At 72.8% G+C, this 23,264-nt stretch carries 20 protein-coding genes and 1 tRNA gene; 16 read left to right on the forward strand and 5 right to left on the reverse strand.

Annotation, left to right across the window (positions count from 1 at the left end; all coding sequences use genetic code 11):
* The first annotated feature begins 399 nt into the window (after window positions 1-399).
* The 7 genes from AB0950_RS03370 to AB0950_RS03400 all read left to right on the forward strand — a co-directional run bounded on the left by AB0950_RS03370 (window position 400) and on the right by AB0950_RS03400 (window position 6,028).
* On the forward strand, window positions 400-642 hold the full coding sequence (locus AB0950_RS03370) for a chaplin (protein ID WP_360144888.1): 243 nt from the start codon (window positions 400-402) through the stop codon (window positions 640-642).
* A gap of 170 nt (window positions 643-812) precedes the next feature.
* On the forward strand, window positions 813-2,231 hold the full coding sequence (locus tag AB0950_RS03375; protein ID WP_366777688.1) for a hypothetical protein: 1,419 nt from the start codon (window positions 813-815) through the stop codon (window positions 2,229-2,231).
* Between the two features lie 209 nt (window positions 2,232-2,440).
* Window positions 2,441-2,731: a hypothetical protein gene (locus AB0950_RS03380; RefSeq protein WP_360144882.1), complete on the forward strand. Its 291-nt coding sequence runs from the start codon at window positions 2,441-2,443 to the stop codon at window positions 2,729-2,731.
* A 159-nt stretch (window positions 2,732-2,890) separates the two neighbouring features.
* Complete coding sequence (locus tag AB0950_RS03385; RefSeq protein ID WP_360144879.1) at window positions 2,891-3,382, forward strand: DUF5949 family protein; 492 nt, start codon at window positions 2,891-2,893, stop codon at window positions 3,380-3,382.
* Between the two features lie 218 nt (window positions 3,383-3,600).
* Window positions 3,601-4,116: a hypothetical protein gene (locus AB0950_RS03390; RefSeq protein ID WP_360144876.1), complete on the forward strand. Its 516-nt coding sequence runs from the start codon at window positions 3,601-3,603 to the stop codon at window positions 4,114-4,116.
* 525 nt (window positions 4,117-4,641) lie between these two features.
* Window positions 4,642-5,178: a tyrosinase family oxidase copper chaperone gene (locus AB0950_RS03395; RefSeq protein ID WP_366777689.1), complete on the forward strand. Its 537-nt coding sequence runs from the start codon at window positions 4,642-4,644 to the stop codon at window positions 5,176-5,178.
* Window positions 5,162-6,028 (forward strand): tyrosinase family protein, encoded by an 867-nt coding sequence (locus tag AB0950_RS03400; protein WP_366777690.1) that lies wholly within the window; start codon window positions 5,162-5,164, stop codon window positions 6,026-6,028. Before AB0950_RS03395 ends, AB0950_RS03400 begins: the two co-directional genes overlap by 17 nt.
* A gap of 97 nt (window positions 6,029-6,125) precedes the next feature.
* Here the strand turns inward: AB0950_RS03400 and AB0950_RS03405 are convergent, their stop codons facing one another.
* Window positions 6,126-6,431, reverse strand: coding sequence for a chaplin (locus AB0950_RS03405; RefSeq protein ID WP_366777691.1), 306 nt, complete (start codon window positions 6,429-6,431; stop codon window positions 6,126-6,128).
* Window positions 6,432-6,804: 373 nt separating this feature from the next.
* Window positions 6,805-7,764: a D-2-hydroxyacid dehydrogenase family protein gene (locus AB0950_RS03410; RefSeq protein ID WP_360144864.1), complete on the reverse strand. Its 960-nt coding sequence runs from the start codon at window positions 7,762-7,764 to the stop codon at window positions 6,805-6,807.
* A 214-nt stretch (window positions 7,765-7,978) separates the two neighbouring features.
* Here AB0950_RS03410 and AB0950_RS03415 point away from each other — a divergent pair, with 214 nt between their 5' ends.
* Window positions 7,979-9,988, forward strand: coding sequence for a hypothetical protein (locus AB0950_RS03415; RefSeq protein ID WP_366777692.1), 2,010 nt, complete (start codon window positions 7,979-7,981; stop codon window positions 9,986-9,988).
* 298 nt (window positions 9,989-10,286) lie between these two features.
* Here AB0950_RS03415 and AB0950_RS03420 read toward each other — a convergent pair whose 3' ends face one another.
* Window positions 10,287-10,559 (reverse strand): hypothetical protein, encoded by a 273-nt coding sequence (locus AB0950_RS03420; protein ID WP_366777693.1) that lies wholly within the window; start codon window positions 10,557-10,559, stop codon window positions 10,287-10,289.
* A gap of 454 nt (window positions 10,560-11,013) precedes the next feature.
* Between AB0950_RS03420 and AB0950_RS03425 the strand changes: the two genes are divergently transcribed.
* Entirely contained in the window at window positions 11,014-12,129 is a 1,116-nt protein-coding gene (locus AB0950_RS03425; RefSeq protein WP_366777694.1) for an ABC transporter substrate-binding protein, read from the forward strand.
* 223 nt (window positions 12,130-12,352) lie between these two features.
* Here AB0950_RS03425 and AB0950_RS03430 read toward each other — a convergent pair.
* A tRNA-Arg gene (locus tag AB0950_RS03430) sits at window positions 12,353-12,425 on the reverse strand.
* Between the two features lie 273 nt (window positions 12,426-12,698).
* On the opposite strand from AB0950_RS03430, the gene AB0950_RS03435 reads away from it, so the two are divergent.
* The 4 genes from AB0950_RS03435 (at window position 12,699) to AB0950_RS03450 (ending at window position 19,986) form a co-directional block, all read left to right on the forward strand.
* On the forward strand, window positions 12,699-14,309 hold the full coding sequence (locus tag AB0950_RS03435) for a dynamin family protein (protein ID WP_366777695.1): 1,611 nt from the start codon (window positions 12,699-12,701) through the stop codon (window positions 14,307-14,309).
* A 1,095-nt stretch (window positions 14,310-15,404) separates the two neighbouring features.
* Entirely contained in the window at window positions 15,405-17,261 is a 1,857-nt protein-coding gene (locus AB0950_RS03440; RefSeq protein ID WP_366777696.1) for a YfjP family GTPase, read from the forward strand.
* A 522-nt stretch (window positions 17,262-17,783) separates the two neighbouring features.
* Window positions 17,784-18,260, forward strand: coding sequence for a single-stranded DNA-binding protein (locus tag AB0950_RS03445; RefSeq protein WP_360570703.1), 477 nt, complete (start codon window positions 17,784-17,786; stop codon window positions 18,258-18,260).
* Between the two features lie 349 nt (window positions 18,261-18,609).
* Entirely contained in the window at window positions 18,610-19,986 is a 1,377-nt protein-coding gene (locus AB0950_RS03450; protein ID WP_360145492.1) for a Cys-Gln thioester bond-forming surface protein, read from the forward strand.
* An 11-nt stretch (window positions 19,987-19,997) separates the two neighbouring features.
* Here AB0950_RS03450 and AB0950_RS03455 read toward each other — a convergent pair whose 3' ends face one another.
* Window positions 19,998-20,165, reverse strand: coding sequence for a hypothetical protein (locus tag AB0950_RS03455; RefSeq protein ID WP_366777698.1), 168 nt, complete (start codon window positions 20,163-20,165; stop codon window positions 19,998-20,000).
* A 335-nt stretch (window positions 20,166-20,500) separates the two neighbouring features.
* Between AB0950_RS03455 and ettA the strand changes: the two genes are divergently transcribed.
* Genes ettA through AB0950_RS03470 form a run of 3 tightly spaced genes read left to right on the forward strand, consistent with a single transcriptional unit; the run spans window position 20,501 to window position 23,264 of the window.
* The gene (gene ettA, locus AB0950_RS03460; RefSeq protein WP_360144846.1) at window positions 20,501-22,165 is read left to right on the forward strand and encodes an energy-dependent translational throttle protein EttA; all 1,665 of its coding nucleotides are present in this window, start codon (window positions 20,501-20,503) and stop codon (window positions 22,163-22,165) included.
* Between the two features lie 8 nt (window positions 22,166-22,173).
* Window positions 22,174-22,590, forward strand: a complete 417-nt coding sequence (locus AB0950_RS03465; protein WP_360144843.1) for a thioesterase family protein — start codon at window positions 22,174-22,176, stop codon at window positions 22,588-22,590.
* The gene (locus AB0950_RS03470; RefSeq protein WP_360570709.1) at window positions 22,587-23,264 is read left to right on the forward strand and encodes a hypothetical protein; all 678 of its coding nucleotides are present in this window, start codon (window positions 22,587-22,589) and stop codon (window positions 23,262-23,264) included. The genes AB0950_RS03465 and AB0950_RS03470 overlap by 4 nt, the downstream gene beginning before the upstream one ends.

A 23,264-nucleotide genomic window follows, 5' to 3' on the forward strand; every position in this document is an offset into this window, starting at 1 on the left:
GCGCCGTTCGCGCACGTCGTCCGCGGTCCGGGCGGGGGCGCGCAGTGCGACCGGCGTGCGCCGGAGGCCGAGGGAGAGCGTGCGCGGGGGCGCGGGAGAGGGGCGTGCGGCCGGGACGCCGGCGGGGGCGGGGGCCGGGGGGCACGGCGTCGAGCACAGTCGCGGACCGAGGAACTTGCGCATGACCGGCGGGGCCCTTTCGCACGTGCTGGAGAGGTCCGCAACTCTAGTGGCTATGCGTATTAATCCGGAGAAATGGGGCAAGTGTGTCGGAATCGTGAAAGTGGCGCCGTGCCTCCGTCACTCCATTGGCCGCACAACCCCGGGCTCCGCCACGCGTTGACACAACGCCGGGTATCCGCCCGGATGTTTGTGTCGATCCCCAAGGAGCACCTCTCCATGTCGCGTATCGCGAAGGGTCTGGTCCTGACCTCCGCCGCCGTCGCGGCCGTCGCCGGCGCTGCCGGTGCGGCTTCCGCCGACTCGCACGCAGCCGCTCTGGCCAACGGTTCCCCGGGCGTCCTGTCGGGCGACATCGTCCCGGTCCCGATCCACGTGCCCATCAACGCCTGCGGTAACAGCGTCAACGTCATCGTCGGCCTGCTGAACCCGTCGTTCGGCAACAAGTGCGCCAACCTCTGACGCCGGGGGCAACCCTTCGGCCGGCCGTCCTTCTCGCGCGTTCACCGCGGGGTGGGCGGCCGGTTCCGTGCTCGCCCGAACGGATCACAATGGGTGTTCGAGCGGTTGCGGTACGTCATCGGTGAACGGACGGTGGGCTCAGGTCCCGATGTTCACCGAAAGGAACACCCATGCGTGGTCTGCCCGCGCGGCGTCTCGCCTCCTCCGCCCTCTGTGCCGCCGTCCTGGTCGGCATAACCGGTCCGGCAGCCGTCGCCGCCGACTCGGCCGGAGAGCGCGACCATGCCGCCCCCCGATCCTCCGTCCCCGGAGCGGACAAGCTCCTCGCCCAGGTCAGGGCCCTCGACCACACCGGCTCCACCCTGCAGCCGGTCGTCGACCTGCTCAAGGAGTCGCTGACCCAGGGCCGGTTGCCCGCCGACCGGGCGCGGGCGCTCGCCGACGCGGCCCACGCGGCCGTCGCCAGGGCCGCCGCCCAGGCCGACCCCAAGCCGACCACCCCGGCCAAGCCCGCCACCCCGGCCACCCCGACGGCTCCGGCCACCCCGGCCGCCCCGACGCCCGCGGCCACGCCTACGGCGGCGGCCACGCCCACGACGGCGGCCACCCCCACCGCGCCGAGCACTCCGACCGCGCCGGCCACGCCCACGACGGCTGCCAAGCCTGCGGCGACTCCCGCTGCGGCGGCGCCCACTGTGGCGGCGACTCCTACTGCGGCGGCGACTCCTGCGACGGCGGCTAAGCCTGCGGCGACTCCTACTGCGGCGGCGCCCACTGTGGCGGCGACTCCGACTGCGGCGGCGACTCCTGCGACGGCGGCTAAGCCTGCGGCGACTCCTACTGCGGCGGCGACTCCTGCGACGGCGGCTAAGCCTGCGGCGACTTCTACTGCGGCGGCTGCGCCTGCGACGGCGGCCAAGCCGGCCGCAGCCACCACGCCGGCGGCCCCGACCGCCCCCGCGACCCCCGAACTGCCGGCCAAGCCGAGCACGCCGGCGGCGCCCGCCAAGCCCGCGGTCCCTGCGACGCCGGCGGCTGCTGCCAAGCCTGCTGCGGTGCCCGTGACGCCGACGGCTGCCGCGGTGCCGAGCGTGCCCGCGACTCCCGCCAAGCCCGCCGTGCCCACGACGCCGGCGGCTGCTGCCAAGCCCGCTGCGGTGCCCGCGACGCCGACGGCTCCCGCCGTACCGAGCACGCCGGCGACGCCCGCCAAGCCCGCCGTGGCCGCGACGCCGACCGGCGCCGCCGTACCGAGCACGCCCGCGGCCCCCGCGCTCCCGGCCACCCCGAGCGCTCCCGCGGCCGCGAAGCCCGCGGCGGCGGCCGTTCCCGCCGCCCTGACGAAGCACCTGCCCGTCAGCGCCCCGGCCTCGGCCCGCGACACCACCGACGACCTGCTCGCCGCGCTCGACACGGCCATCGACAAGCTGGTGGCGGCGGTCACCTCCGACCTCGACCAGCTGCTCACGTCCGCCGGCGGTGTCGTCGACGACCTGCTCAACCTGCTGACGACCGGCCTCCTCGGCAGCGAGTCGACCACGTCCAGCCTCACCACGCCCTCGCTGCCGAGCCTGCCCACGACCGGGTGACACGCCACGCCCCGCAGCGCCCTCACCGCGTCAGCCGCCGTGCCCGTCCCCGGCACGGCGGCTGAGCGCTTCCGCCGATGAGCCGTTTCCCGGGCCCGTCGGGGATTTCATATGTCTTCTCCACGCGGGGTTTCCGCTCCGGCCGGACCTCGTTAGGCACGACGTCAGAATTTCCTGGGGTGACGTGAGTTGCCGAAGAAAGGAACACGATGAAGTCCCTGAAGGCTGCCGCTGTCGTTGCCGGTTCCGTGGCCCTCGCCGGCGTCGCCGCGCCCGCGTTCGCCTACAACGCCGCCGACGTGACGCCCACCAGCCTCAACGGCGCCGTCAACCAGCTCACCAAGGGTCCGCTCACCCTCGACCAGGCGATGCCGCTGCAGCACCAGTCGGACGCCCTCGACACCGAGAACAAGGACTCCCTGCTCCACACGGTCAAGGGCGCCGCCGGCGCGCTGAACCAGCACAACCCGCTGCTCGGCGGCCTGCCCCTGCAGAGCTGACGCTCCGCCCCCGCGCGCACGGGCCGGTACCGCACCCGCGGCGCCGGCCCCGGCGTTTTCCGGGCCGCTTCCCTCTATCGTGTGGAGCGCCCGTGGGCACTCGCCCGGAAGGGTGAGAAGCCGCCCGGAGGCCCGCGAACCCGCCGATAAGGTCGCGCGGTGACCTCAACTCCCAGCGAAATCCGCACCCCCGGCCTCGGCACCCTCGTCGTCCTGCCCTGGAGCGGCGAGGCACCTGACGGCGCCGACATGCCCTATCTGCTGGCCTACTCCCTCGGAGACGCCGAGGGCGGACCGGAGGCCACCGCGGTCGCCGTCGAGCGGCTGCTGACCCGCAACGGGCTGCCCGTGGGCGGCGACCTCGTCGACGGCACGGGCCGGCCCAGCCTCCCCGTCAGCCTGCTGGTCGAGGCCGGCCAGGCCGTGCTGAGGATGCCGCAGATGGTCGCCCAGGCCGACGCGCCGCCGGAGTGGCTCGCCGCGGTCGCCCGGCGCGGCTACGCCTACCTGGTCTTCACCACCCGCGCCTGGCCCGAGGGCGAGCCCGGCAAGCCCGTCGAAGCCGCCGCGCTGGCCGCGTTCGCCGGCGCCGAGGAGACCCTGACCGCCGCCGCGCACGTCGTCCTGCCGGCGACCAGCCTGCGCGTCTGACGCCCTGGACCCCGGCGGAAGGCGCAGGACTCGGCCCGCTGCCGGCGCTCACCGGGTCGGCCGGACGGCGCTGCCGGCTGGTGGGACTTCGGGACCAGCCGAAGGGTGACGAGACGACTATTACGGCATCCGGGCGAAATGTGAACTGAGGTCGTTTTCCGGCTCGTTACCCGGTACGGACCTCGCATCCCCGCACCCTGGAAGGGACCGTACCCGACATGAAGCCGACCACCCGAGGAACCCTTGCCGCCGTCATCGCGGGCGCCGCTGCCGCCGTCGGAGCCGCAGCCAGCCCCGCCGCTGCGGCCGGCACGGTCCCCGTGCCGGTGCCGCTGCAGGGCGTCTCCGAATCCCTGGGCATGGAGGTGCCCAAGGCCGGCCTGCAGGTGCCGCTGCTGACCCCGGGCGCGCCCGAGGGCCCGCGCCATGTCACCGGGCGCCTGCTGCCCGACCGGACCCTGCCCCAGGTGCCCGTCCACGGCGCGCTGCCCGGTGCCGACGTGCGGGCGCCGCTGCCGCGGCTCCTCGGCGACGGCTTCGACCACGCCTCCGTCGACCTCCCCGCCTCCGACCTGCGCACCCTCGGCCCCGGCCTGAACGTGGACGCGCCCCTGACCGCGCCCAACCCGCACAACTTCGGCCTCCCGGACGCCAAGCTGCCCGAGGCCGGCGTCCTCGCCCCGGTCCTCCAGACGGTCGCAGGCGCGAACCTGGGCAGCGGGCCGGGTCTGTAGCCCGGAGAGCTGGGCCTGCGGCGCTGGGCCGTGGGCGTTTGGCGCCTGGGGCGCTCGGTCTGCGGCGCTGGGCCCGCGGCGCTTGGCCCGCGCCGTGCTCGGACCGTGGCGCTCGGTTCGCGGTGCTCGGTTCGCGGTGCTCAGACCCTGGCGCTCGGCTCGCGGTGTTCGGTCCGTGGCGCTCAGACCGTGGCGCTCGGTTCGCGGTGTTCGGTTCGCGGTGCTCGGTCCGTGGCGCTCGGCTCGCGGTACTCGGATCGTGGCGCTCGATCCGCGGTGCTCGGACCGCCGCATCCGGCCGGCGGCGCTCGGCCCGGCCCACGGTGCCCCGGCCGCCGGCCGCGCTCGGCCGTTCCTGCTGCGGGGCGTGCCCGCTGCCGCCGTCGTACCGCCGGATGGCCCCTCGACGGTGACCCTCCGTGCCGGGCGGCGGTTAGCCGTTGGGGACACCTGATCGGGCACCTCGGGTCAGGGTCCCCGGTCACGGAATCCGGTCAGAGGCATCCGAGCACTCGGGAGTGAACGATGGGCGTGGGCGGCGGAACGGTGGCGGTGGACACGGAACAGCGGGGAAGAGCGGAGGCCGCCGGGCCGTCCCGCAGAGACATGGCGCGGAGGCTGCTCGGCTCGGCCGCCGCCCTGGCGGTGGCCCCGCTCGTCGCCGCCGCCCGGCCCGCGCCCTCCGCGAAAAGCCCCGCTCGCGCCTTCGACGAGACCTACCGGGGCCGCCACATCCAGGGCGTGCCGGTGTCGGCCGCGAGCCGCGAACTGGGCGGGCAGGACTGGCGGATCACCGTCGACGGACGCCCGCTGCATCTGATGCGGCGGGCCGACGGCACCTGGATGAGCATGGTCGACCACTACACGTCGTACCGCACGCCGCTGGAGGCGACCCGGGCGGCCGTGGACGAGATCGGCCCCGGCCAGCGGCTGCGCGACATGGCCTCGGCCGACGCGGACGCCGGGCCGATGGACTGCGCCATGACCGGGGAAGCAGGCACAGGGTCGGCGGAAGGAGACCGGGGGCTGAGGACGGGGGAACGCGATGGCGTACGTGCGTAAGAACGCCGGCAGGCTCACCACGAGCGAGCGGCGAAGGTTCGTGAACGCGCTGCTGGAGCTGAAACGGCGCGGCGAATACGACGAGTTCGTGCGGATGCACCTCGCCTACTACACCCCCGACGGCGAGACCGGCCTGCGCACCGCGCACATGGCGCCGTCCTTCCTGCCCTGGCACCGCCGGTTCCTGCTGGAACTGGAGCGGGCGCTGCGCCGGGTGGACTCCTCGGTGACGGTGCCGTACTGGGACTGGACCCGGGACCGTACGACGACTTCCGTGCCCTGGACCAAGGACCTGCTCGGCGGCAACGGGCGGCGCTCCGACCGGCGGGTGACGACCGGGCCGTTCGCCTATGCGGCGGGACACTGGACCATCAAGGTGGGCATCACCGACGGCGCGTTCCTCACCCGGGACCTGGGCCGGGCCGCCGCCCCCCTCCAGCTGCCCACCCGCCACGACCTGCAGTGGGCGCTCGCCGACCCGCTCTACGACGCCTGGCCCTGGGACTCGACGGTCACCAAGGGCTTCCGCAACAAGCTGGAGGGCTGGGGGACCGGCAGCGGCAGCGCCTCCTGGCACAACCACAACCGGGTGCACCGCTGGGTCGGCGGCGCGATGCTCGGCGGCGCGTCCGTCAACGACCCGGTGTTCTGGCTGCACCACGCCTTCCTCGACCTGCAGTGGCAGCGCTGGCAGCGGGCCCACCGCGAGCACCGCTATCTGCCGGCCGCCGCGCCCGGCCACGCCGACGCCCAGCACGGCCGGGTCGTCGCCCGGCACCAGAAGCTCCCGCCGTGGGACGAGACACCGGACCAGCTGGAGGACCTGAGCCGGACCTACCGGTACGCGTGAGCGGGTTACGCGTGCGGGATGCCGGTACGGGCAGCGGTACGGGCATGGCAAGAGCCCCGGCGCTCGGGGTGCCGGGGCTCTGGGCGGTGGCGTCGGATCAGTTGCCGTAGCCGCTGCTGCTGCCGCCGTGGCTGCTGCTGCCGCCGTGGCCGGGCTGGCTCTGGCTGAGGTTGCCGCAGGTGTTGCCGAAGGCCGGGTTCAGCAGCGCGATGACGTCGACGGTGTTGCCGCAGGCGTTGATCGGTACGTGGACCGGGACCTGGACCACGTCGCCCGAGATCGCACCGGGGGAGCGGACGGCCCCGGCCTGGGCGCCCGAGTCGGCCATGGCCAGTCCGGCCCCGCTGGCCACCACGGCACCGGTGCCGAGAGCGACGGCGGCTGCCTTCGCGATGCGAGACATCACGTTCTCCTTCTGATTGCTCGGGAAGCGCGGCGGCAGACAGCCGCCATACCTCCCGTTCAACGGCGCCACGCGGAGGCGGTCACGGCGATCTGCCGCAGATCACCCTTCTGACGCGGACGGCGGCCGTACGGCGCGCACGGCACGTACCGCGCGCAAGCAGCCCTCGCCACCGCGGCGGCCGCACGGCAGGGGAGCGGTCACTGCGACTGCCGCGGCCGCATGACGCGGGCTCGGTCACGGCCACTGCGGCGGTCGTATGGCAGGGGAGCGGTCACGGCCACTGCGGTAGTCGCATCGTGCGGGCTCGGTCACCGCCACCGCGGCGGCCGCATGGCTCCGGAGCCGTCCCCGCCCCCGCCATGGCGCCGGCTCAGGGCAGTCGTCGTACGGGAGAGCCGGCGAGGTAGGCGCGGATGTTCTCGATCGCCTGGCCGTAGTACGTCGTGTAGTTGGCCCGCGAGACATAGCCGAGGTGGGGCGTGGCGAGGAGGCGGGGCGCGGTGCGCATCGGGTGGCCGGCGGGCAGCGGCTCGATGTCGAAGACGTCGACGCCGGCGCCCGCGATCCGGCCCTCGTGCAGCGCGGCCAGCAGGGCGTCCTGGTCGACGACCGACGCGCGCGAGGTGTTGATCAGGTAGGCGGTCGGTTTCATCAGGGCGAGTTCGGCGGCGCCGATCAGGCCGCGGGTGCCGGCGCCGCCGGGGACGTGGACGGAGACGAAGTCGGACTCGGCGAGCAACTCCTCCTTGGAGGCCGCCGGTTCGACACCGTGCTCCGCGGCACGCTCCCCGGTCAGGCGCGGGCTCCACGCGCTGACCCGCATGCCGAAGGCGAGCCCCACCCGGGCCACGCGGGCGCCGATCCTGCCGAGCCCGAGCACACCGAGCCGGGCGCCGTGCAGATCGGCGCCGACGGTGGACTGCCAGGGGCCGCCCGTGCGCAGCGCGGTGCTCTCCTCGACGATCCCGCGGGCCAGCCCGAGCAGCAGCGCCCAGGTCAGCTCGGCCGGCGGGATGCCGGAGCTGTCGGTGCCGCACACGGTGACGCCGTACCGCTCGGCGGCGGCGTAGTCGATGACGGTGTTGCGCCTCCCGGACGCGACGAGCAGCCTCAGCCGGGGCAGCCGGGCGAGCAGCGAGCCGGGGAACGGGACGCGTTCGCGCAGGGTGACCACGATGTCGTAGTCGGCGAGGGCCGCGGCGAGGGCGTCCTCGCCGTCGAGGTGCTCGCGCAGCGCGACGACCTCGACCTCGTCCTCGAGCACCGACCAGTCGGCCATCGCGGTGGCCACCCCCTGGAAGTCGTCCAGCACCGCACAGCGAAGTCGCACGTCGTCACTCCCTTCCCGACGCCGACCCTAACCACGGGCACGGGCGCGTCTGTTGGCGCCTCCCACCGCCGCCCGAGCCACCTACCCCGAGGCAAACGGAACCTGAACTCTTTCTTTCTTCTCCATATACAACTCTTCACCTTCCTCTTACGTCGAACCGGTGAACAGCGGCGCCCGTCCCTGGAGGCGCCACCCCGGAAGAGGAACCCTGCCCATGACGATCCGCCGGCTGTGCGGAGTCCTGCGCGTACGCGGGACGACCGACCTAGCCCTCGCGCTCCTGCTCGGCGCGTCCTTCGCCGCGCTGCCCGTCGTCGCCCTGCTGCCGTCCCTGTGGGGTTTCGTGGCGGCGACGGCCGTGACGTACCTGGCGGACGAGGCGCTGCACGTGCGCGCCCCGGCCTTCGTGCGCCGGCTGGCGGCACTGCATCTGGACCGCACCATGCGGTTCGCGGTGCGTACGGTCATGCTGCTGGCGCTGGCCGCACGGCTGGACGCGCCGGACGCGGTGCTCGTCGCCGGGCTCGGCGTCTTCAGCGCCCACTACGCGATGATGATGTGCTACACGGCCGTACACCACGCCGTACGGCGCCGCCGGGTCCTGCCGCTGGTGGTGCGCAACCTCGACATGAGCGAGCTGCCCGTCCCGCCGCAGCCGTCGGCCTTCTTCTACCGCCGCTACCTGCGCAAACTCCTCCACCTCGACCTGCCGGCGCACGCCGGGCTTCTGGTGGCGGCCGCCACCGGCTCCGAGCGGGCGGCCTACGCGGGCTTCGCGCTGACGCCGGCGACGACCGCGGCGGCGCTCCTGGCCGTCCTGGCCCAGTACCGCACGGCGCGCCGCATGCCCGCCCGCGAGGAGGTGCTCGCCGCGGTCAACCGCCAACTGACCGGATACCGCCCGCAGGTGGCCCTGTACTTCAGCTTCGCGGCTGTATCCCGTGACTTCATGTACCAGGTCAACATGTGGATCGAGACGCTGGAGCAGCTGGACCTGCGCCCGGTGATCATCCTGCGCGAGCGGGCGTCGTTCCGCTACCTGAGCCGTACCTGGATACCGGTGGTGTGCGTGCCGAGGGCGGACGACCTGGCCGAGCTGGACCTGTCCGCCGTACGCGTCGTGCTGTACCCCGGCAACGCGGGCAAGAACGTCCACATGCTGCGCTTCGCCGAGGCCAAGCACGTCTTCATCGGTCACGGCGACAGCGACAAGCTGGCCAGCAGCAACCGGGTCAGCAAGGTGTACGACGAGATATGGGTGGCCGGGCGCGCGGGCCGGGACCGGTACCAGCGGGTGCGGCACGCCATCAGCGACAGCGCGATCGTGGAGGTGGGGCGCCCGCAGCTGTCCCCGATCCGTCTGCACGCCGACCACACTCCCGGCCCGGTCCCGGTCGTCCTCTACGCCCCCACCTGGGAGGGCTGGAGCGACGACGACTGCCACACCTCGCTCATCCCGATGGGCGTGCCGCTGATCGAGAAGCTGCTCGCGGAGAACGTCCGGATCATCTACAAGCCCCACCCCCTCACCGGCAAGCGCTCCGCCGAGGCCGCGGCGGCCGACCGGGCGATCCGCGAGCTGCTGCGCACCGACAACGAGCGGCACGGCGCCACCGAGGCGGAGGCGGCGGAGGCGGCGGCACGCCCCCGGCTGAAGGAGATCCAGGCCCGCCTGGACGAACTCGCCGGCCGGCACCGCGGCGACGACGCCGAGCAGCTGCGCACGTCACGGGTCCCCGACCGGGCGGCGGCGGCCGAGTGGCAGGAGCTGCGGGCGGAATGGCACCGCGTCTTCTGGGAGAGCCGCGGCCCGCTCCGCCACAACATCATCACCCGCCAACTGCCCGCCCTGTACGACTGCTTCAACCAGGCCGACCTGCTGATCAGCGACGTCTCCTCGGTGGTCGCCGACTTCGTGGCCAGCCTCAAGCCGTACGTCCTGACCAACGCCCACGACCTGCCCGACGCCGAGTTCCGCGCCGCGTACACCACGGCGGGCGGCGCCTACCTCCTGGACCGCGCCTGCACCCGCCTCCCCGCCATCCTCACCGCCGTCCGCTCCCCCCACCCCGACCCGATGACCCCCGCCCGCCGCACCCTCAAGCACTACGTCCTCGGCCCCGACCACCCCACCTCCCTGCAACGCTTCAACACCGCGGTGAACACCCTGGCAAGCAGAGCGGAGACGGAAGGGGTACAGGGGGGTGCGGGGGTGGCGGCGTGAGGGGCACGTGAGGGCGACTGTGGGGCGGGCGGGGCAGTGATCAGGTGCTGTCGCCCCGGCCCCTCCTCTCCGCCGCCTTCGCCGTCCAGCCCAGATACCCCGGGCCAGCGCGCCGACGCCGATCGCCACGAGGACGGCTCCGCAGTCGATGACATGAGGCAGACCGGGGAAGAAGGCGAAGAACGCCAGGGAGAGAACAAGCCCCCGCAACGAACACGATCCCTCCCGCCCGACGCCGGCCCGACCACTGCTGTTGTTCCGTCATGCCCAACTCACTTGGTGATGTGGTGACACTGGCTCACGCGCCGCACCCCGTTGACATGGAGGCGGGCGTGAAGGAGCAGTCGACACCGGCGTTGTGGTAGGTGATCCTCCTGCCGCTGCCTCGGATGATGTGCGTGAACATGCAGCCGGTCGGCACCTTCATGGTCATACCGCCGACGCTGTACTCGAAGGTGTGCACAGGAGCCGTTGCGATCGACGTGGCCTCGGCCCCTGCCGGGGTGGTGAGGACAAGGGCGCCTGGGGCGGCCAGAGCCGTGACGATGCGCTTGAAGTCCGGTGTGAGCAAGGTGGTCCCCCTCTGGTGATCTCGTGACGAGCACCTGGGACAACGGGCACGTTGCTGTGCTGTCGCGGGATCGAAGGGCAGCTTCGCCGAAATAAAGGATCACGGAGCTGCCCTGTTGACCAGCAGAACCGTCAGCGGTGCGGTTGGCCGGGACGGTGGGGGCGACCACCGGTCTCGGACGCAGAACTCGCGCTACTCCACTGTCCTTACGACCCGAAGGTCACGGACGCCTGCCCATGGCCCGTGGTGTCGGAGGTGAGGCCGGTCGGGAACGCACGGCTCGAGGGCCGTTCGGAACTAGCGAGCGGCGACTGCCTCGATGCTTCTTTGCCGGCGGGCGCCGGTCGCTGAAGTGCGTCCGGCGTCGATTCTCGGCTCGGCTACTCTCGGCGCCACTGACCTTCACGCCCGCTGCATCTGGGCACCCCGCATCTCGCTCGGGAGACGCCAACCCATGAATACGCCGCCGCCATCGCCGCGTGACCCGGAGTGGGCCGACGGATCAGCCGTCCGGATCGGTGCTCTGGTTCCGCTGACCCGGCCCGGCTGGGTGGAGGCGGGCCGGCACCTGCTCGCCGGGCTGGAGTTGGGCGTGCGCGACGTCAATGACGGGGGCGGGATCGCCGGAAGGCCACTGGAGCTGGTGGTCCGGGACACCGCGGCCGATCCGCAGCGGGCCGCGGCGGCCGTGGACGAACTGGCTGACCTGGGCGTGGCCGCCCTGGCGGGGGAGTACCACAGCGTCGTCGCTCGCGCCGCCGCCACCAGGGCCGACGCCCTCGGCGTGCCGTTCCTCTGCTCGTCAGCGGTGCTCGACGCGCTCACCGAGCAGCCGACGCGATGGGTCGCGCGGCTCCCCCCGGCACAGTCCCACGGCTGGCGGATCTACGCGGACTTCCTCCTCGGCGCGGGTCACACCCGAGTCGCCGTGGCAACCCAGCCGAGCGTCTACTGGGCGTCCGGGATCCGCATCCTGCGGGACCACCTTGCTCCGCGCGGCGGCACGGTCGTCGAACTCGACACGCGCGCGCTCGCGCCGGCGGCCGTGTGCGACGAACTCGTCGCCCATCGTGCGACGGCGCTCCTCCTCCTGGTCGGCCACCCGGAGCCGGCGGTGCCGATCGTCAAGTCCGTCCGCCACGACGAGCGCCTCGCCGAGGTCCTGATCGGCGCTCCGGCCGGGCAGCCGGAGTTCGCCGAGTGGGCGAGGATGCTGGGCGACGACGGCGCCGGGATCCCGTTCCTGCGCTACCTGCCCGAGCGCCTCGGCCCACTCGGCGCACGAGTGGACACGGCCCTCCGCGAGCGGCTGGCCGAGGCGCCCTCCTTCGTCGCCTTCGAGGGCTACGACACGGTCGCCGTCCTCGCCGACGTCCTGCGTTCGCACGGCACGGACCGGGCACGCATCGCCGAATCCTGGCCGCGTGCCGAAGTGGAGGGCACCCGCGGACGGATCCGGTTCTCGCGCACGCCCGGCATCAGCGTGCAGCAATGGGCTTGGCCGCCGGTCCAGGTCGTCGATCGAGACCCGGCGAACCTTGACCGCTTCCGAACCCTCCACACCGGCTGAGCACGCCCCCGCCCATCGCCGGCATTGGCTGATCTTCCTCCCGCTTCCAGACCGCCGACAGCTCCGACCGCCTCCGACACGGCTGCCTCGCGAATCCCCGGTGAAAGCTGGACGGCCCCGGGTTCCGCCCTTGATCACCAGCGGGTCTCCGGTGCTTTGCCGTACCCGGCGTCACAGCCCCTGACCAGCGAAAAGCCCTCCCGAGGGGAGGGCTGAGACTGGGCGCCCCCGGCAGGACTCGAACCTGCGGCCAAGCGCTTAGAAGGCGCCTGCTCTATCCACTGAGCTACGGGGGCCTGGTGGCCGGACCAAGGATAAAGCTCCCTGTTCCTCGACCCTGTCGCTTCCCCTCCGTGGCTCGATGTGGAGGTTCGGTGAAGCGGTCCTGATAATCGCAGGCAGGTACGAATCGTGCATCGCTTTTGGCCTCCGACGCACCGGGTGTTGTGCACTCGTTATGCCTGGGCTGTGCCCATGTCCCAGTCGTCCCTTGCGTCCTTTCTGTCCGCTCGGCGCGCAGACATGTCTATATGCTTCAGAATTCCCCTAAAATTGGGCATTCTTCGCATGTGGTGACCTTGGACGTACGGCCTCAGCTGCTCGACACACTCTCCGCACTGCGCGACCGTGTCGTCGCCGCACGCTTTCCGCTGCCCCTCCCGGGGGCGCCACGCGCGCGTGCCAACCGCGACGAACTCCTCGCGCAGCTCGACGACTACCTGGTACCCCGCCTGAGGGAGCCGGAGGCGCCGCTCCTGGCCGTCGTCGGCGGGTCCACCGGCGCCGGCAAGTCGACGCTCGTGAACTCCCTCGTCGGACGGCGGGTGAGCGAAGCGGGCGTCCTGAGGCCGACGACCCGGACACCCGTCCTCGTCTGCCATCCGGACGATCAGCACTGGTTCAGCGGCATGCGCGTGCTCCCCGACCTCACGCGCGTGTGGGCCCCCGCCCCCGACGAGGATCCCGACGACCTCATGCCCTCCGGTGCGCCCCCTGCGCGCGTGCTGCGCGTCGAGACCGCCGACACCCTCCCGCGCGGCCTCGCCCTCCTCGACGCCCCCGACATCGACTCCCTGGTCGCCGACAACCGCGTCCTCGCCGCCGAACTGATCTGCGCCGCCGACATCTGGATCATGGTCACCACGGCCGCCCGCTACGCCGACGCCGTCCCCTGGCACCTGCTGCGCACCGCCAAGGAGTACGACGCCACCCTCGTCACCGTCCTGGACCGGGTGCCCCACCAGGTCGTCTCCGAGGTCTCCCGGCAGTACGGCGCCCTGCTCACCAAGGCCGGCCTCGGTGACGTACCCCGCTTCACCGTGCCCGAGCTGCCCGAGTCCGCCTGGGGCGCCGGTCTGCTGCCCGCCACCGCCGTGGCCCCGCTGAAGGAGTGGCTCACCCACCACGCTCAGGAACCGGCCGCGAGAGAGCAGGCCATGGCCCGTACGGTCCATGGTCTCCTCGACTCGCTCAAGGTCCGCATGCCCGAGCTGGCCGGCGCGGCCGCCGCCCAGTACGCGGCCGCCCTCCGCCTCACCTCCGCCGTGGAGACCGCCTACGACAGCGAGCACGCGCGCGTACGCGGCCGGCTCCAGTCCGGCGCCGTACTCGCCGGGGACGCCCTCAAGCGCTGGCGGGCCTTCCCGCTGGACTGCACCCCCGGCGAACTCCTCGACGCCCTCGTGGAAAGCCTGGCCGCCCTGCTGCTGTGCTCCGTCACCGCCGCCGACGAGCGTGTCGACGAGGCCTGGCGGCGCGAGCCCGCCGGGGCCGACCCGGCCCTCGCCGCCGGCCACTCCGCCCTGGAGAGCTCCGAACACCGCATCGGCCTCGCCGTACGGCGCTGGCGGCGCGAGCTGGAGGAGTACGCCGAGGACGAGGTGCGCGTGCTGGAACGCTCCGTGATGCCCGACGCCGAGGCCGTCGCCGCCCTGGTGGCCACCGCGCTGCTCGGCGGGCGACGGGCCCGTACCGCGGGCGAGGGGCTCGCCGAGCGGATCGGGGCGCACGGCGCGCTGCGGCTGCGCGACCGGGCCGGGCGGCTGCTCAACGAACACGTGGACCGCGTCATGCACAACGAACGCGAGCGGCGCCTCGCCCCGCTCGACGCCCTCGACATCCAGCCCGATCCCCAGGCCGAACTCATCGCCGCGCTGTCCGTACTGCAGAAGGAGAGGTGACCGGTGACCTCCGTCACTGACCAGGACCACACGGATCACACCGACCACATGAGGCGCGTCGGACGCATGAGGGACACGGAGCCGGACAGCCCCGGCGGGGACAAGAACAGGGACAGGGACAGGGACAGCGACGGCGGCAGTAGCAGCGACAACGGCAGTGGGACCGGGCGCGTCGAACAGGGCGGTCGCTCGGAGCCGGGGCTTGTGGAGTACGGAGGCCATGGGGAGCGGATGGCCGCTGGTGCGGTGGATGCAGGGGATGCCGAGGCGTGCGGGTGCTACCGCAGCAGTGCGGGTGAGCCCGGTTCCGGCGCGGCCTCCATGGCAGGGGAGGGCAGCCTTGGGGATCGCATGATGGCCGGAGGGGGCGTGGAGACCTCCGGCACCGCCCCGGACAGCGCCCTTGCCGCCGGCCGCGCCGCCCGCAGCGCCGGTGCGAACGCTCACCCCGAGCGGGCGGAGGACAGGTACGCGGCCCAGAACCCCGCGAGCCCGAGAAGCGAGCGACACGCGCGCGTGCGGGACGACGACGAGGGAGAGGGCGAGGGCGGCGAGGGCATGGGGAACGGAAGGCGCGAGGGCGACGGCGGTACCAGGGCTCGGGAGCGGTCTGCGGGCGGCGAGGGCGATGGCTGGGCCGTGGCTCGGGAGCGGTCTGCGGGCGGCGAGGGCGATGGCTGGGCCGTGGCTCGGAATCGGCCCTCGGGCAGCGGGCGCGACGCCGGGGCCGTGACCCGGGAGCCGTCCGCGGGCGGCCGGACGGGGAGCGACAGCCGGGGTCCGCAGCGGGGGGAGAACGCGGACACCGGCCGCAGTAGGCAGCCGTACCTGCCGCACGCGCTCGCGTACCCCACGGCCGACGCCGGCACCGAAGCCGTACCGGCCCCCGCCGCCGGACCGACCCCGATCGCCAGACCCACCCCCGCTTCCCTCCCGCCGCTGCCGCGGTTCCCGTACACGCCCACGTTCACGCCGACCCCCGCCCCCCGCACCACCGCGGACCCGGCCGCCGCCTCCGGAGCGCCCGGATCCACCAAGTCCCCGCAGCCGGCGGAACCGTCGCACTCCTCCCGCCCCTCGGCCTCCCCCCGGCCCGTGAACCCCCAGCGATACCCGGACTCCTCCCGCCCCTCGAAACCCTCCGGGGCCTCCGAATCCGGGTCTCCGACCTCCTCCACATCCCCCAGCCACTCCACACCCCCCAACTCCTCCGACCCCTCCGACTCCGCCGAGTCCTGGGACGACGGTCTGATCGCCCGGCGTGTCACGGAGGCCACCGCTGCCGCCCTCGCCGCCGAACGCGCCTCCGTGCTGGAGACCGGCAGTCGCGGCCCTGCCAGCAAGCCCCCCGCCCCGCTGGCGTACGACGGCCGGCTGCGCTCCCGGCTGGACGCCCTGCGCGAGCTGGTCGGACTCTCCCGGACCCGGCTCGACAGCCGTACCCTCTCCGAGGCGGGCCGGGTTCTGGACGAGGCGGCCGCCCGCCGCAAGCTCTCCGGCCGGCACACGGTCGTGGCCATCGCGGGCGCGACCGGCAGCGGCAAGTCGCAGCTGTTCAACGCCCTTGCTGGAGTGGCCATTTCGGAGACCGGCGTACGACGCCCCACCACCGCCGCGCCCATCGCGTGCAGTTGGAGCGACGGAGCGGCCGGCCTCATCGACCGGCTCGGCATCCCGGGCCGGCTGCGCCGCCGTCCGCTGCAGAGCCCGGAGGCCGAGGCGCAGTTGCGGGGGCTGGTCCTGGTCGACCTGCCCGACCACGACTCCGCCGCCGTGGAGCACCGCAAGCAGGTCGACCGGATCCTGAAGCTGGTCGACGCGGTGATCTGGGTGGTCGACCCGGAGAAGTACGCCGACGCGGTGCTGCACGAGCGCTATCTGCGTCCCATGGCCGGCCACGCGGAGATCATGTTCATCGTCCTCAACCAGGTCGACCGGCTGCCCGGAGACGCCGCCGACCAGGTCCTCGACGATCTGCGCCGGCTGCTGGACGAGGACGGCATCGCGCTCGGCGAGCACGGCGAACCGGGCGCCAGGGTGCTCGCGCTGTCCGCGCTCACCGGCGACGGCGTCGGCGAACTGCGCGAGGTCCTCGGCGAGTTCGTGGCCGAACGCGGCGCCGCGGCCCGCCGTGTGTCGGCCGACGTCGACGCCGCCGCGACCGAGCTGCGGCCGATGTACGCCACCGGGCAGCGGGTCGGCCTGAGCGAGGAGGCGCGCGAGGAGTTCGCCGCGCGGCTCGCGGACGCCGTGGGCGCCACCGCGGCGGGCGAGGCCGCCGAGCGCGCCTGGCTGCGCAACGCGGGCCGCGCCTGCGGCACGCCGTGGCTGCGGCTGTGGCGCTGGTACCGGTTCCGCGGCGAGTCCACCACCGGCCGCATCCCCGTGCGCACGGCGCCGCCCGACGAGGAGGCCACGGCGCGTCAGCGGGTGGAACAGGCGGTCCGTACGGTGGCCGACCGGGCCTCGGCCGGGCTGCCGGCGCCGTGGGCGCAGGCGGTGCGCGAGGCCGCCGTACGCGGATCGCAGGGGCTGCCGGAGGCGCTGGACGAGCTGGTGGCACGCGCGGGACTGCCGCCGGGCCGGCCGCCGCGGCCCGGCTGGTGGCCGGCGGCCGTGCTGGTGCAGGCGGCGATGACCTTGCTGCAGGTCGTGGGCGGTCTGTGGCTGGTCGGCCAGATCCTCGGCGTCATGGCGCCCAACCTCGGGGTGCCGGTGCTGCTGATGGCCTGCGGGATCGTCGGCGGACCGCTGGTCGAGTGGGGCTGCCGGATGGCGGCGAGAGGCCCCGCCCGGCGCTACGGCCAGGAGGCCGAACGCAGACTCCGGGAGGCGGCCGCCGGCTGCGGCCGGGCCCGGGTGCTCGAGCCGGTGGCGGCGGAACTGCTGCGGTACCGGGAGGTGCGCGAGCAGTACGGGCGGGTCGCGCGGAACGGCACGGGGGTGGGCTGACGGCCGTACCGGCCGGGTGTGGGGGCGCCGTGCCGGGCTGCGTGTGAGAGCCGTGCGGGGCTGTGTGCGAGGGTCGGGTTCGGCGAACGGAGATGTGGGAGCGAGGGGCCTCGGGTGTCCGAGGCCCCTCATCGTTTTCGCGTCCCCTCATCCTTTTCGCGTGGCCTCACCTTTTTCGCATCACCTCACCCTCCTTTTCCAGAGCCACCCCGGGTGAGAAAGGCGGCGAAGAACCCGCGTCACCCACACGGATGGCGCGGTTTTCCACAACCCCGGCGGCCGTCCACAGCGCTCAGCGGATTCGGCCCGGCACGGGCAGTCTGAGGTCGTCGCGGCGATCGCACGGCGGCTCGGTCCGACCTCGTCCGCAGGGACGGCGGAGGAGACGCGCGCGATCGGCGGGACGTGCGGACACATACGGCGGCGGTCGTATGGACCCGCACGCGGACACACACGATCCGGACGTCTCAGACGTCGTGCCCGGCCGCCGGAAGGCGCCGGGCGCGGGAGGGGAGCGAGAACATGAACGAGACCATCGTCTGCGTGGCAGGCAACGTGGCGACCCAGCCGCTGTACCGGGAGACGGCGGCGGGACCGTCGGCCCGGTTCCGGCTGGCGGTGACCTCGCGGTACTGGGACCGCGAGAAGAACGCCTGGACGGACGGGCACACCAACTTCTTCACGGTGTGGGCCAATCGCCAGCTCGCGGTGAACGTGGCCGCCTGTGTGGAGCTGGGCCAGCCGGTGCTGGTGCAGGGCCGGCTGAAGGTGCGCACCGAGGTGCGCGACGGGCAGCAGCAGTGGGCCTCCGCCGACATCGACGCGGTGGCGATCGGCCACGACCTCGCGCGCGGTACGGCCGCCTTCCAGCGCCCGGCCAGGCCGGAGCCCGCGCCGACGGCGCCCCGGCCGGAGCCGAACTGGGAGACACCGCGTCCGTCCGGCGCCGAGGGCGAGGAGACACACCAACAGGCCCAGGAACCAGCAGCGGTGACGTGACATCAGCGGACGTGCTGTCCACCGGAGTCACCGTGCCAGTGCCGCACGGCGTGGCCGAACCACCCGTACGAAGCGGTGGATTTGTCGATATGCCCAGCTCATGGACGGTCCCGGCGATAACGATTACGGATCGGATCGCCCATCGGTTCATCCGACCGGCGGGAGAGGCTCCGGCTGATCCATAGGATGCCGGACGTGCCCCTAGGGGCTGCCGATTCTGCTGGTGGGACCGTCCCCCACGTCCAACGGGTCCTGCTCGAAGGGGAATTCTGTGCTTGCTGCGTTCTCTGGGTTCCGCCGCCGTACCGGAGCGGCACGCCTGGCCGCCGTCACGACGGTCGCCGGCCTCATGGCGGCCGGTGTGCTCTCGGGCGCCGGTACGGCCGCGGCCGACGGGACCGACGGGACACCGCAGACCCGGGGCGGGGCGACGGCCACGATCAACGGTCTGAAGACCTACGGCGAGGCAGTGATCCACGAGGACGGCGGCGACCAGCGCGTGGAGGCGGGCCTGTTCGAGATGTCCGTCGACGGCGGCGGCACCCTCCAGACGTACTGCGTCGACCTCCACAACCCCACCCAGCGTGACGCCCACTACGAGGAGACGCCGTGGAGCGGCACCTCGCTGGGCGCCAACAAGGACGCCGGCAGAATCCGCTGGATCCTGCAGAACTCCTACCCTCAGGTCAACGACCTCGCCGCGCTCGCCCGCCAGGCGGGCACCGGCACGTTGACCGAGCAGGACGCGGCGGCCGGCACGCAGGTGGCCATCTGGCGCTACTCCGACCACGCGAAGGTCGACGCCGTCGACCCGCAGGCCGAGAAGCTCGCCGACTATCTGCAGAAGAGCGCCCGCGACCTGGGTGAACCGCAGGCCTCGCTGACCCTGGACCCGCCGGCGGTCTCCGGGCGGCCGGGATCCCTGCTCGGTCCGGTGACCGTGCACACCAACGCGGGCACCGTCACGGTCAGCCCGCCGCCGGACGCGGCCACCAGCGGGGTGCGGATCACCGACAGCACCGGCAAGGCGGTGACGTCCGCGCGGGACGGCAGCCGGCTGTACTTCGACATCCCGGACGACTCCGCCGGGAACGGCGACGGGGGTTCCTCCCAGGGGCTCGACAGCGGGGGAGGCACGGCCCAGCTGACCGTGCAGGCGTCGACGACGGTGCCCGTGGGACGCGCCTTCACCTCCGACAGCCGCAGCCAGACCCAGATCCTGGCCGGCTCCAGCGAGTCCACGGTCTCCGCCGCGGCGACCGCCACCTGGGCGGCCGAGGGCGCGATACCGGCGGTCTCGGTCCGGAAGGACTGCGCCAAGGGCGGCATCGACCTCTTCGTGGCCGACAAGGGCGACCGGCCCTTCACCTTCGAGCTGATGGGCGCCGAGCACACGATCCCCGCACGCGCCTCCCAGACGGTGACCGTGCCGCTCCAGGAGGACCAGGCCTACGACTTCACGATCACCGGCCCGCACGGCTTCAGCCAGCGCTTCACCGGCGTCCTCGACTGCAAGACGCAGGGCGCCCTCACCACCCGGACGGCCAAGGCCCACAACGAACCCGCCCCCGCCTCGGTCGGCGGCACCACGGCCCCCGGCACCGACCTCGCCGCGACAGGCGGCTCAGCGATCACCCCGCTGATCGCGGGAGTGGCCATCGGGTTCGTGGTGATCGGCGGAGCGGTACTGGTCCTGCTGCGCAAACGCGAACAGCCCGGCGACTGACCTGCCGGGCGTCACTCCTCGCCCTTACCAGCGCCGAACCCCTCCTGAGGGGTACCGGGTCCGTCCTGGGATGTGCCGGGAGAGACCAGCTCCGCCGAACTGCCGATCACCCCCACGGCCCCCAGGCCGCCGAGCACCAGCCGCCCGAGCGCCTTGGCACCGTGCCAGTCGTGCGGCACCGAAGAGTTTCACCCCGCCCGTATTCACAGTGGCCCCCGTCACCAACCGGCCGGTCCCAGCTGATCAACCCTGGGCCGTCCCCAGGCCGCGCGAGGCCGCCCACAGCCGATCAACGGCGGCTCACAGCGACCAACGGCGGCCGACAGCGACCAGGAGCGACCAACGGCGATCACGGACAACCCACAGCCACAGACGAGCCACACCCGCACACGCCCCCACCGAACCCCCCAGGTCACGGCGCCCAAGGTATACGGGTTACCACCCAGCCCCGCACGTCAGGCAAGATGGGGTGTATCTGCCCACTGCCAGATTTCAAGCTGCCGGACGGTTTCTCTTGGCTGAGTTCATTTACACCATGCGCAAGACGCGCAAGGCGCACGGCGACAAGGTGATCCTCGATGATGTCACCCTGAACTTCCTGCCGGGAGCGAAGATCGGCGTCGTCGGGCCGAACGGTGCCGGTAAGTCGACCGTGCTGAAGATCATGGCCGGGATCGAGCAGCCGTCCAACGGCGATGCCTTCCTGTCGCCGGGCTACAGCGTCGGCATCCTGCTCCAGGAGCCCCCGCTGACCGAGGAGAAGACCGTCCTGGAGAACGTCCAGGAGGGTGTCGCCGAGATCAAGGGCAAGCTCGACCGGTTCAACGAGATCGCCGAGCTGATGGCGACCGACTACTCCGACGCGCTGCTGGAGGAGATGGGCAAGCTCCAGGAGGAGCTGGACCACGCCGAGGCCTGGGACCTGGACGCCCAGCTCGAGCAGGCCATGGACGCCCTCGGGTGCCCCCCGGGCGACTGGCCCGTCACCAACCTCTCCGGTGGTGAGAAGCGCCGCGTCGCGCTGTGCAAGCTGCTGCTGGAGCAGCCCGACCTGCTGCTGCTCGACGAGCCCACCAACCACCTCGACGCCGAGTCGGTGAACTGGCTGGAGCAGCACCTCGCCAAGTACCCGGGCACCGTCGTGGCGATCACCCACGACCGGTACTTCCTGGACAACGTCGCCGAGTGGATCCTCGAGCTCGACCGCGGCCGCGCCTACCCCTACCAGGGCAACTACTCCACCTACCTGGAGACCAAGGCCTCCCGCCTGAAGGTCGAGGGCCAGAAGGACGCCAAGCGGCAGAAGCGGCTCAAGGAAGAGCTGGAGTGGGTGCGCTCCAACGCCAAGGGGCGGCAGGCCAAGTCAAAGGCCCGTCTCGCGCGGTACGAGGAGATGGCCGCCGAGGCCGAGAAGATGCGGAAGCTGGACTTCGAGGAGATCCAGATCCCGCCGGGCCCGCGCCTGGGCAACGTCGTCGTCGAGGTCGAGAAGCTCAACAAGGCCTTCGGCGAGAAGGTCCTCGTCGAGGACCTGAGCTTCACCCTGCCGCGCAACGGCATCGTCGGTGTCATCGGCCCGAACGGCGCCGGCAAGACCACCCTGTTCAAGATGATCCAGGGACTCGAGACGCCGGACTCCGGCAACATCAAGGTCGGCGAGACCGTCAAGATCTCGTACGTCGACCAGGGCCGCGCCAACATCGACCCGAAGAAGACGCTGTGGGAGGTCGTGTCCGACGGGCTCGACTACATCAACGTCGGGCAGGTCGAGATGCCGAGCCGGGCGTACGTGTCCGCGTTCGGGTTCAAGGGGCCGGACCAGCAGAAGCCGGCCGGGGTGCTCTCCGGCGGTGAGCGCAACCGGCTCAACCTGGCGCTCACCCTGAAGCAGGGCGGCAACCTGCTGCTCCTCGACGAGCCCACCAACGACCTCGACGTCGAGACCCTCAGCAGCCTCGAGAACGCTCTGCTCGAGTTCCCGGGCTGCGCCGTGGTCGTCTCCCACGACCGGTGGTTCCTCGACCGCGTCGCCACGCACATCCTCGCCTACGAGGGCGACTCCAAGTGGTTCTGGTTCGAGGGCAACTTCGAGTCGTACGAGAAGAACAAGATCGAGCGGCTCGGCCCGGACGCCGCGCGTCCGCACCGCGCCACCTACAAGAAGCTGACCCGAGGCTGATCCAGCAGATGCGCCACATCTACCGTTGCCCCCTGCGCTGGGCGGACATGGACGCGTACGGGCACGTGAACAACGTCGTCTTCCTCCGCTACCTGGAGGAAGCCCGCATCGACTTCCTGTTCCGCCCGGACAAGGAGTTCAAGCAGGGGTCGGTCGTGGCGCGCCATGAGATCGACTACAAGCGGCAGCTCGTCCACCGGCACCACCCGGTGGACATCGAGCTGTGGGTCACCGAGATCAAGGCCGCGTCCTTCACCATCACCTACGAGGTGAAGGACGACGACCTCGTCTATGTGCGGGCGTCCACCGTGATCGTCCCGTTCGACTTCGAGGCGCAGCGGCCGCGCCGGATCACCGCCGAGGAACGCGCGTTCCTGGAGGAGTACCGGGACACGGCCGACGACGAGGAGGCCGTCGCCGCATGACGGTGCTGCACCTGGCCGACGAGACGGAGGCGGCCGATCTCGCCGCCTTCCTCTCCCGGCTGCTCCACTACGACCGTGGAGCCGCGGTGCGCCTGCAGGCGGCCGGCACCACGCTCGCCGTCTTCGGGCGCCCGCCGTCCTTCGAGGTGCTGGCCGTGCGCGCCGTACGGCTGGCGAAGCCCTACGAGAAGGGGCTCGACGCCACCCTCGACGTGACCGTCTCCGCCGGCGAGTTCCTGGAGTCCGTGGACGAGCGCGCCGCCACCGCCGCCGTGCCGGCCGCGGTCACCGGTCCGCCGTGGGCCGGGGTGCTGCCGCCGCGCGGCGGCTGGCGCGTCGAGCCGGGGCTGCCCGCCCCGGACGCGTTGCGGGCGACGGTCACGGCGGCGGTCACCGAGTTCCGGTCCCGTACGGAGGAGCTCGCGCCGGACGGCCGTACCCGCGCGGAGCTGGACCGGATCGGGCGGGACATCTGGTCCCGGGAGATCGGCGGCACCGGGCTTCCGGTCCGGGCCGTGCACGCGGCCCAGTCGCTGGGCTTCCTGCGGCCGGGCGCCGACCCGGCCGGCACCGCGCTGTACTCCTCGGGGGGCTGGCTGAGGCTGCGCACCCCCTACGGGTCCGTCGCCGTACGGCGCGCGGGTCTGGGCCCGCTCGGGGTCAGTGTGCGCTGA

The organism is Streptomyces sp. NPDC007189, assembly GCF_040703635.1.
GTDB lineage: Bacteria > Actinomycetota > Actinomycetes > Streptomycetales > Streptomycetaceae > Streptomyces.

Coding starts and splice junctions, on each gene's coding strand:
- AB0950_RS03375 (WP_366777688.1), top strand. CDS start 813: ATGCGTGGTCTGCCCGCGCGGCGTCTCGCCTCCTCCGCCCTCTGTGCC.
- AB0950_RS03425 (WP_366777694.1), top strand. CDS start 11,014: ATGAATACGCCGCCGCCATCGCCGCGTGACCCGGAGTGGGCCGACGGA.
- AB0950_RS03390 (WP_360144876.1), top strand. CDS start 3,601: ATGAAGCCGACCACCCGAGGAACCCTTGCCGCCGTCATCGCGGGCGCC.
- AB0950_RS03450 (WP_360145492.1), top strand. CDS start 18,610: ATGGCGGCCGGTGTGCTCTCGGGCGCCGGTACGGCCGCGGCCGACGGG.
- AB0950_RS03415 (WP_366777692.1), top strand. CDS start 7,979: ATGACGATCCGCCGGCTGTGCGGAGTCCTGCGCGTACGCGGGACGACC.
- AB0950_RS03370 (WP_360144888.1), top strand. CDS start 400: ATGTCGCGTATCGCGAAGGGTCTGGTCCTGACCTCCGCCGCCGTCGCG.
- AB0950_RS03470 (WP_360570709.1), top strand. CDS start 22,587: ATGACGGTGCTGCACCTGGCCGACGAGACGGAGGCGGCCGATCTCGCC.
- AB0950_RS03405 (WP_366777691.1), bottom strand. CDS start 6,431: ATGTCTCGCATCGCGAAGGCAGCCGCCGTCGCTCTCGGCACCGGTGCC.
- AB0950_RS03400 (WP_366777690.1), top strand. CDS start 5,162: ATGGCGTACGTGCGTAAGAACGCCGGCAGGCTCACCACGAGCGAGCGG.
- AB0950_RS03465 (WP_360144843.1), top strand. CDS start 22,174: ATGCGCCACATCTACCGTTGCCCCCTGCGCTGGGCGGACATGGACGCG.
- AB0950_RS03380 (WP_360144882.1), top strand. CDS start 2,441: ATGAAGTCCCTGAAGGCTGCCGCTGTCGTTGCCGGTTCCGTGGCCCTC.
- AB0950_RS03395 (WP_366777689.1), top strand. CDS start 4,642: ATGGGCGTGGGCGGCGGAACGGTGGCGGTGGACACGGAACAGCGGGGA.
- AB0950_RS03445 (WP_360570703.1), top strand. CDS start 17,784: ATGAACGAGACCATCGTCTGCGTGGCAGGCAACGTGGCGACCCAGCCG.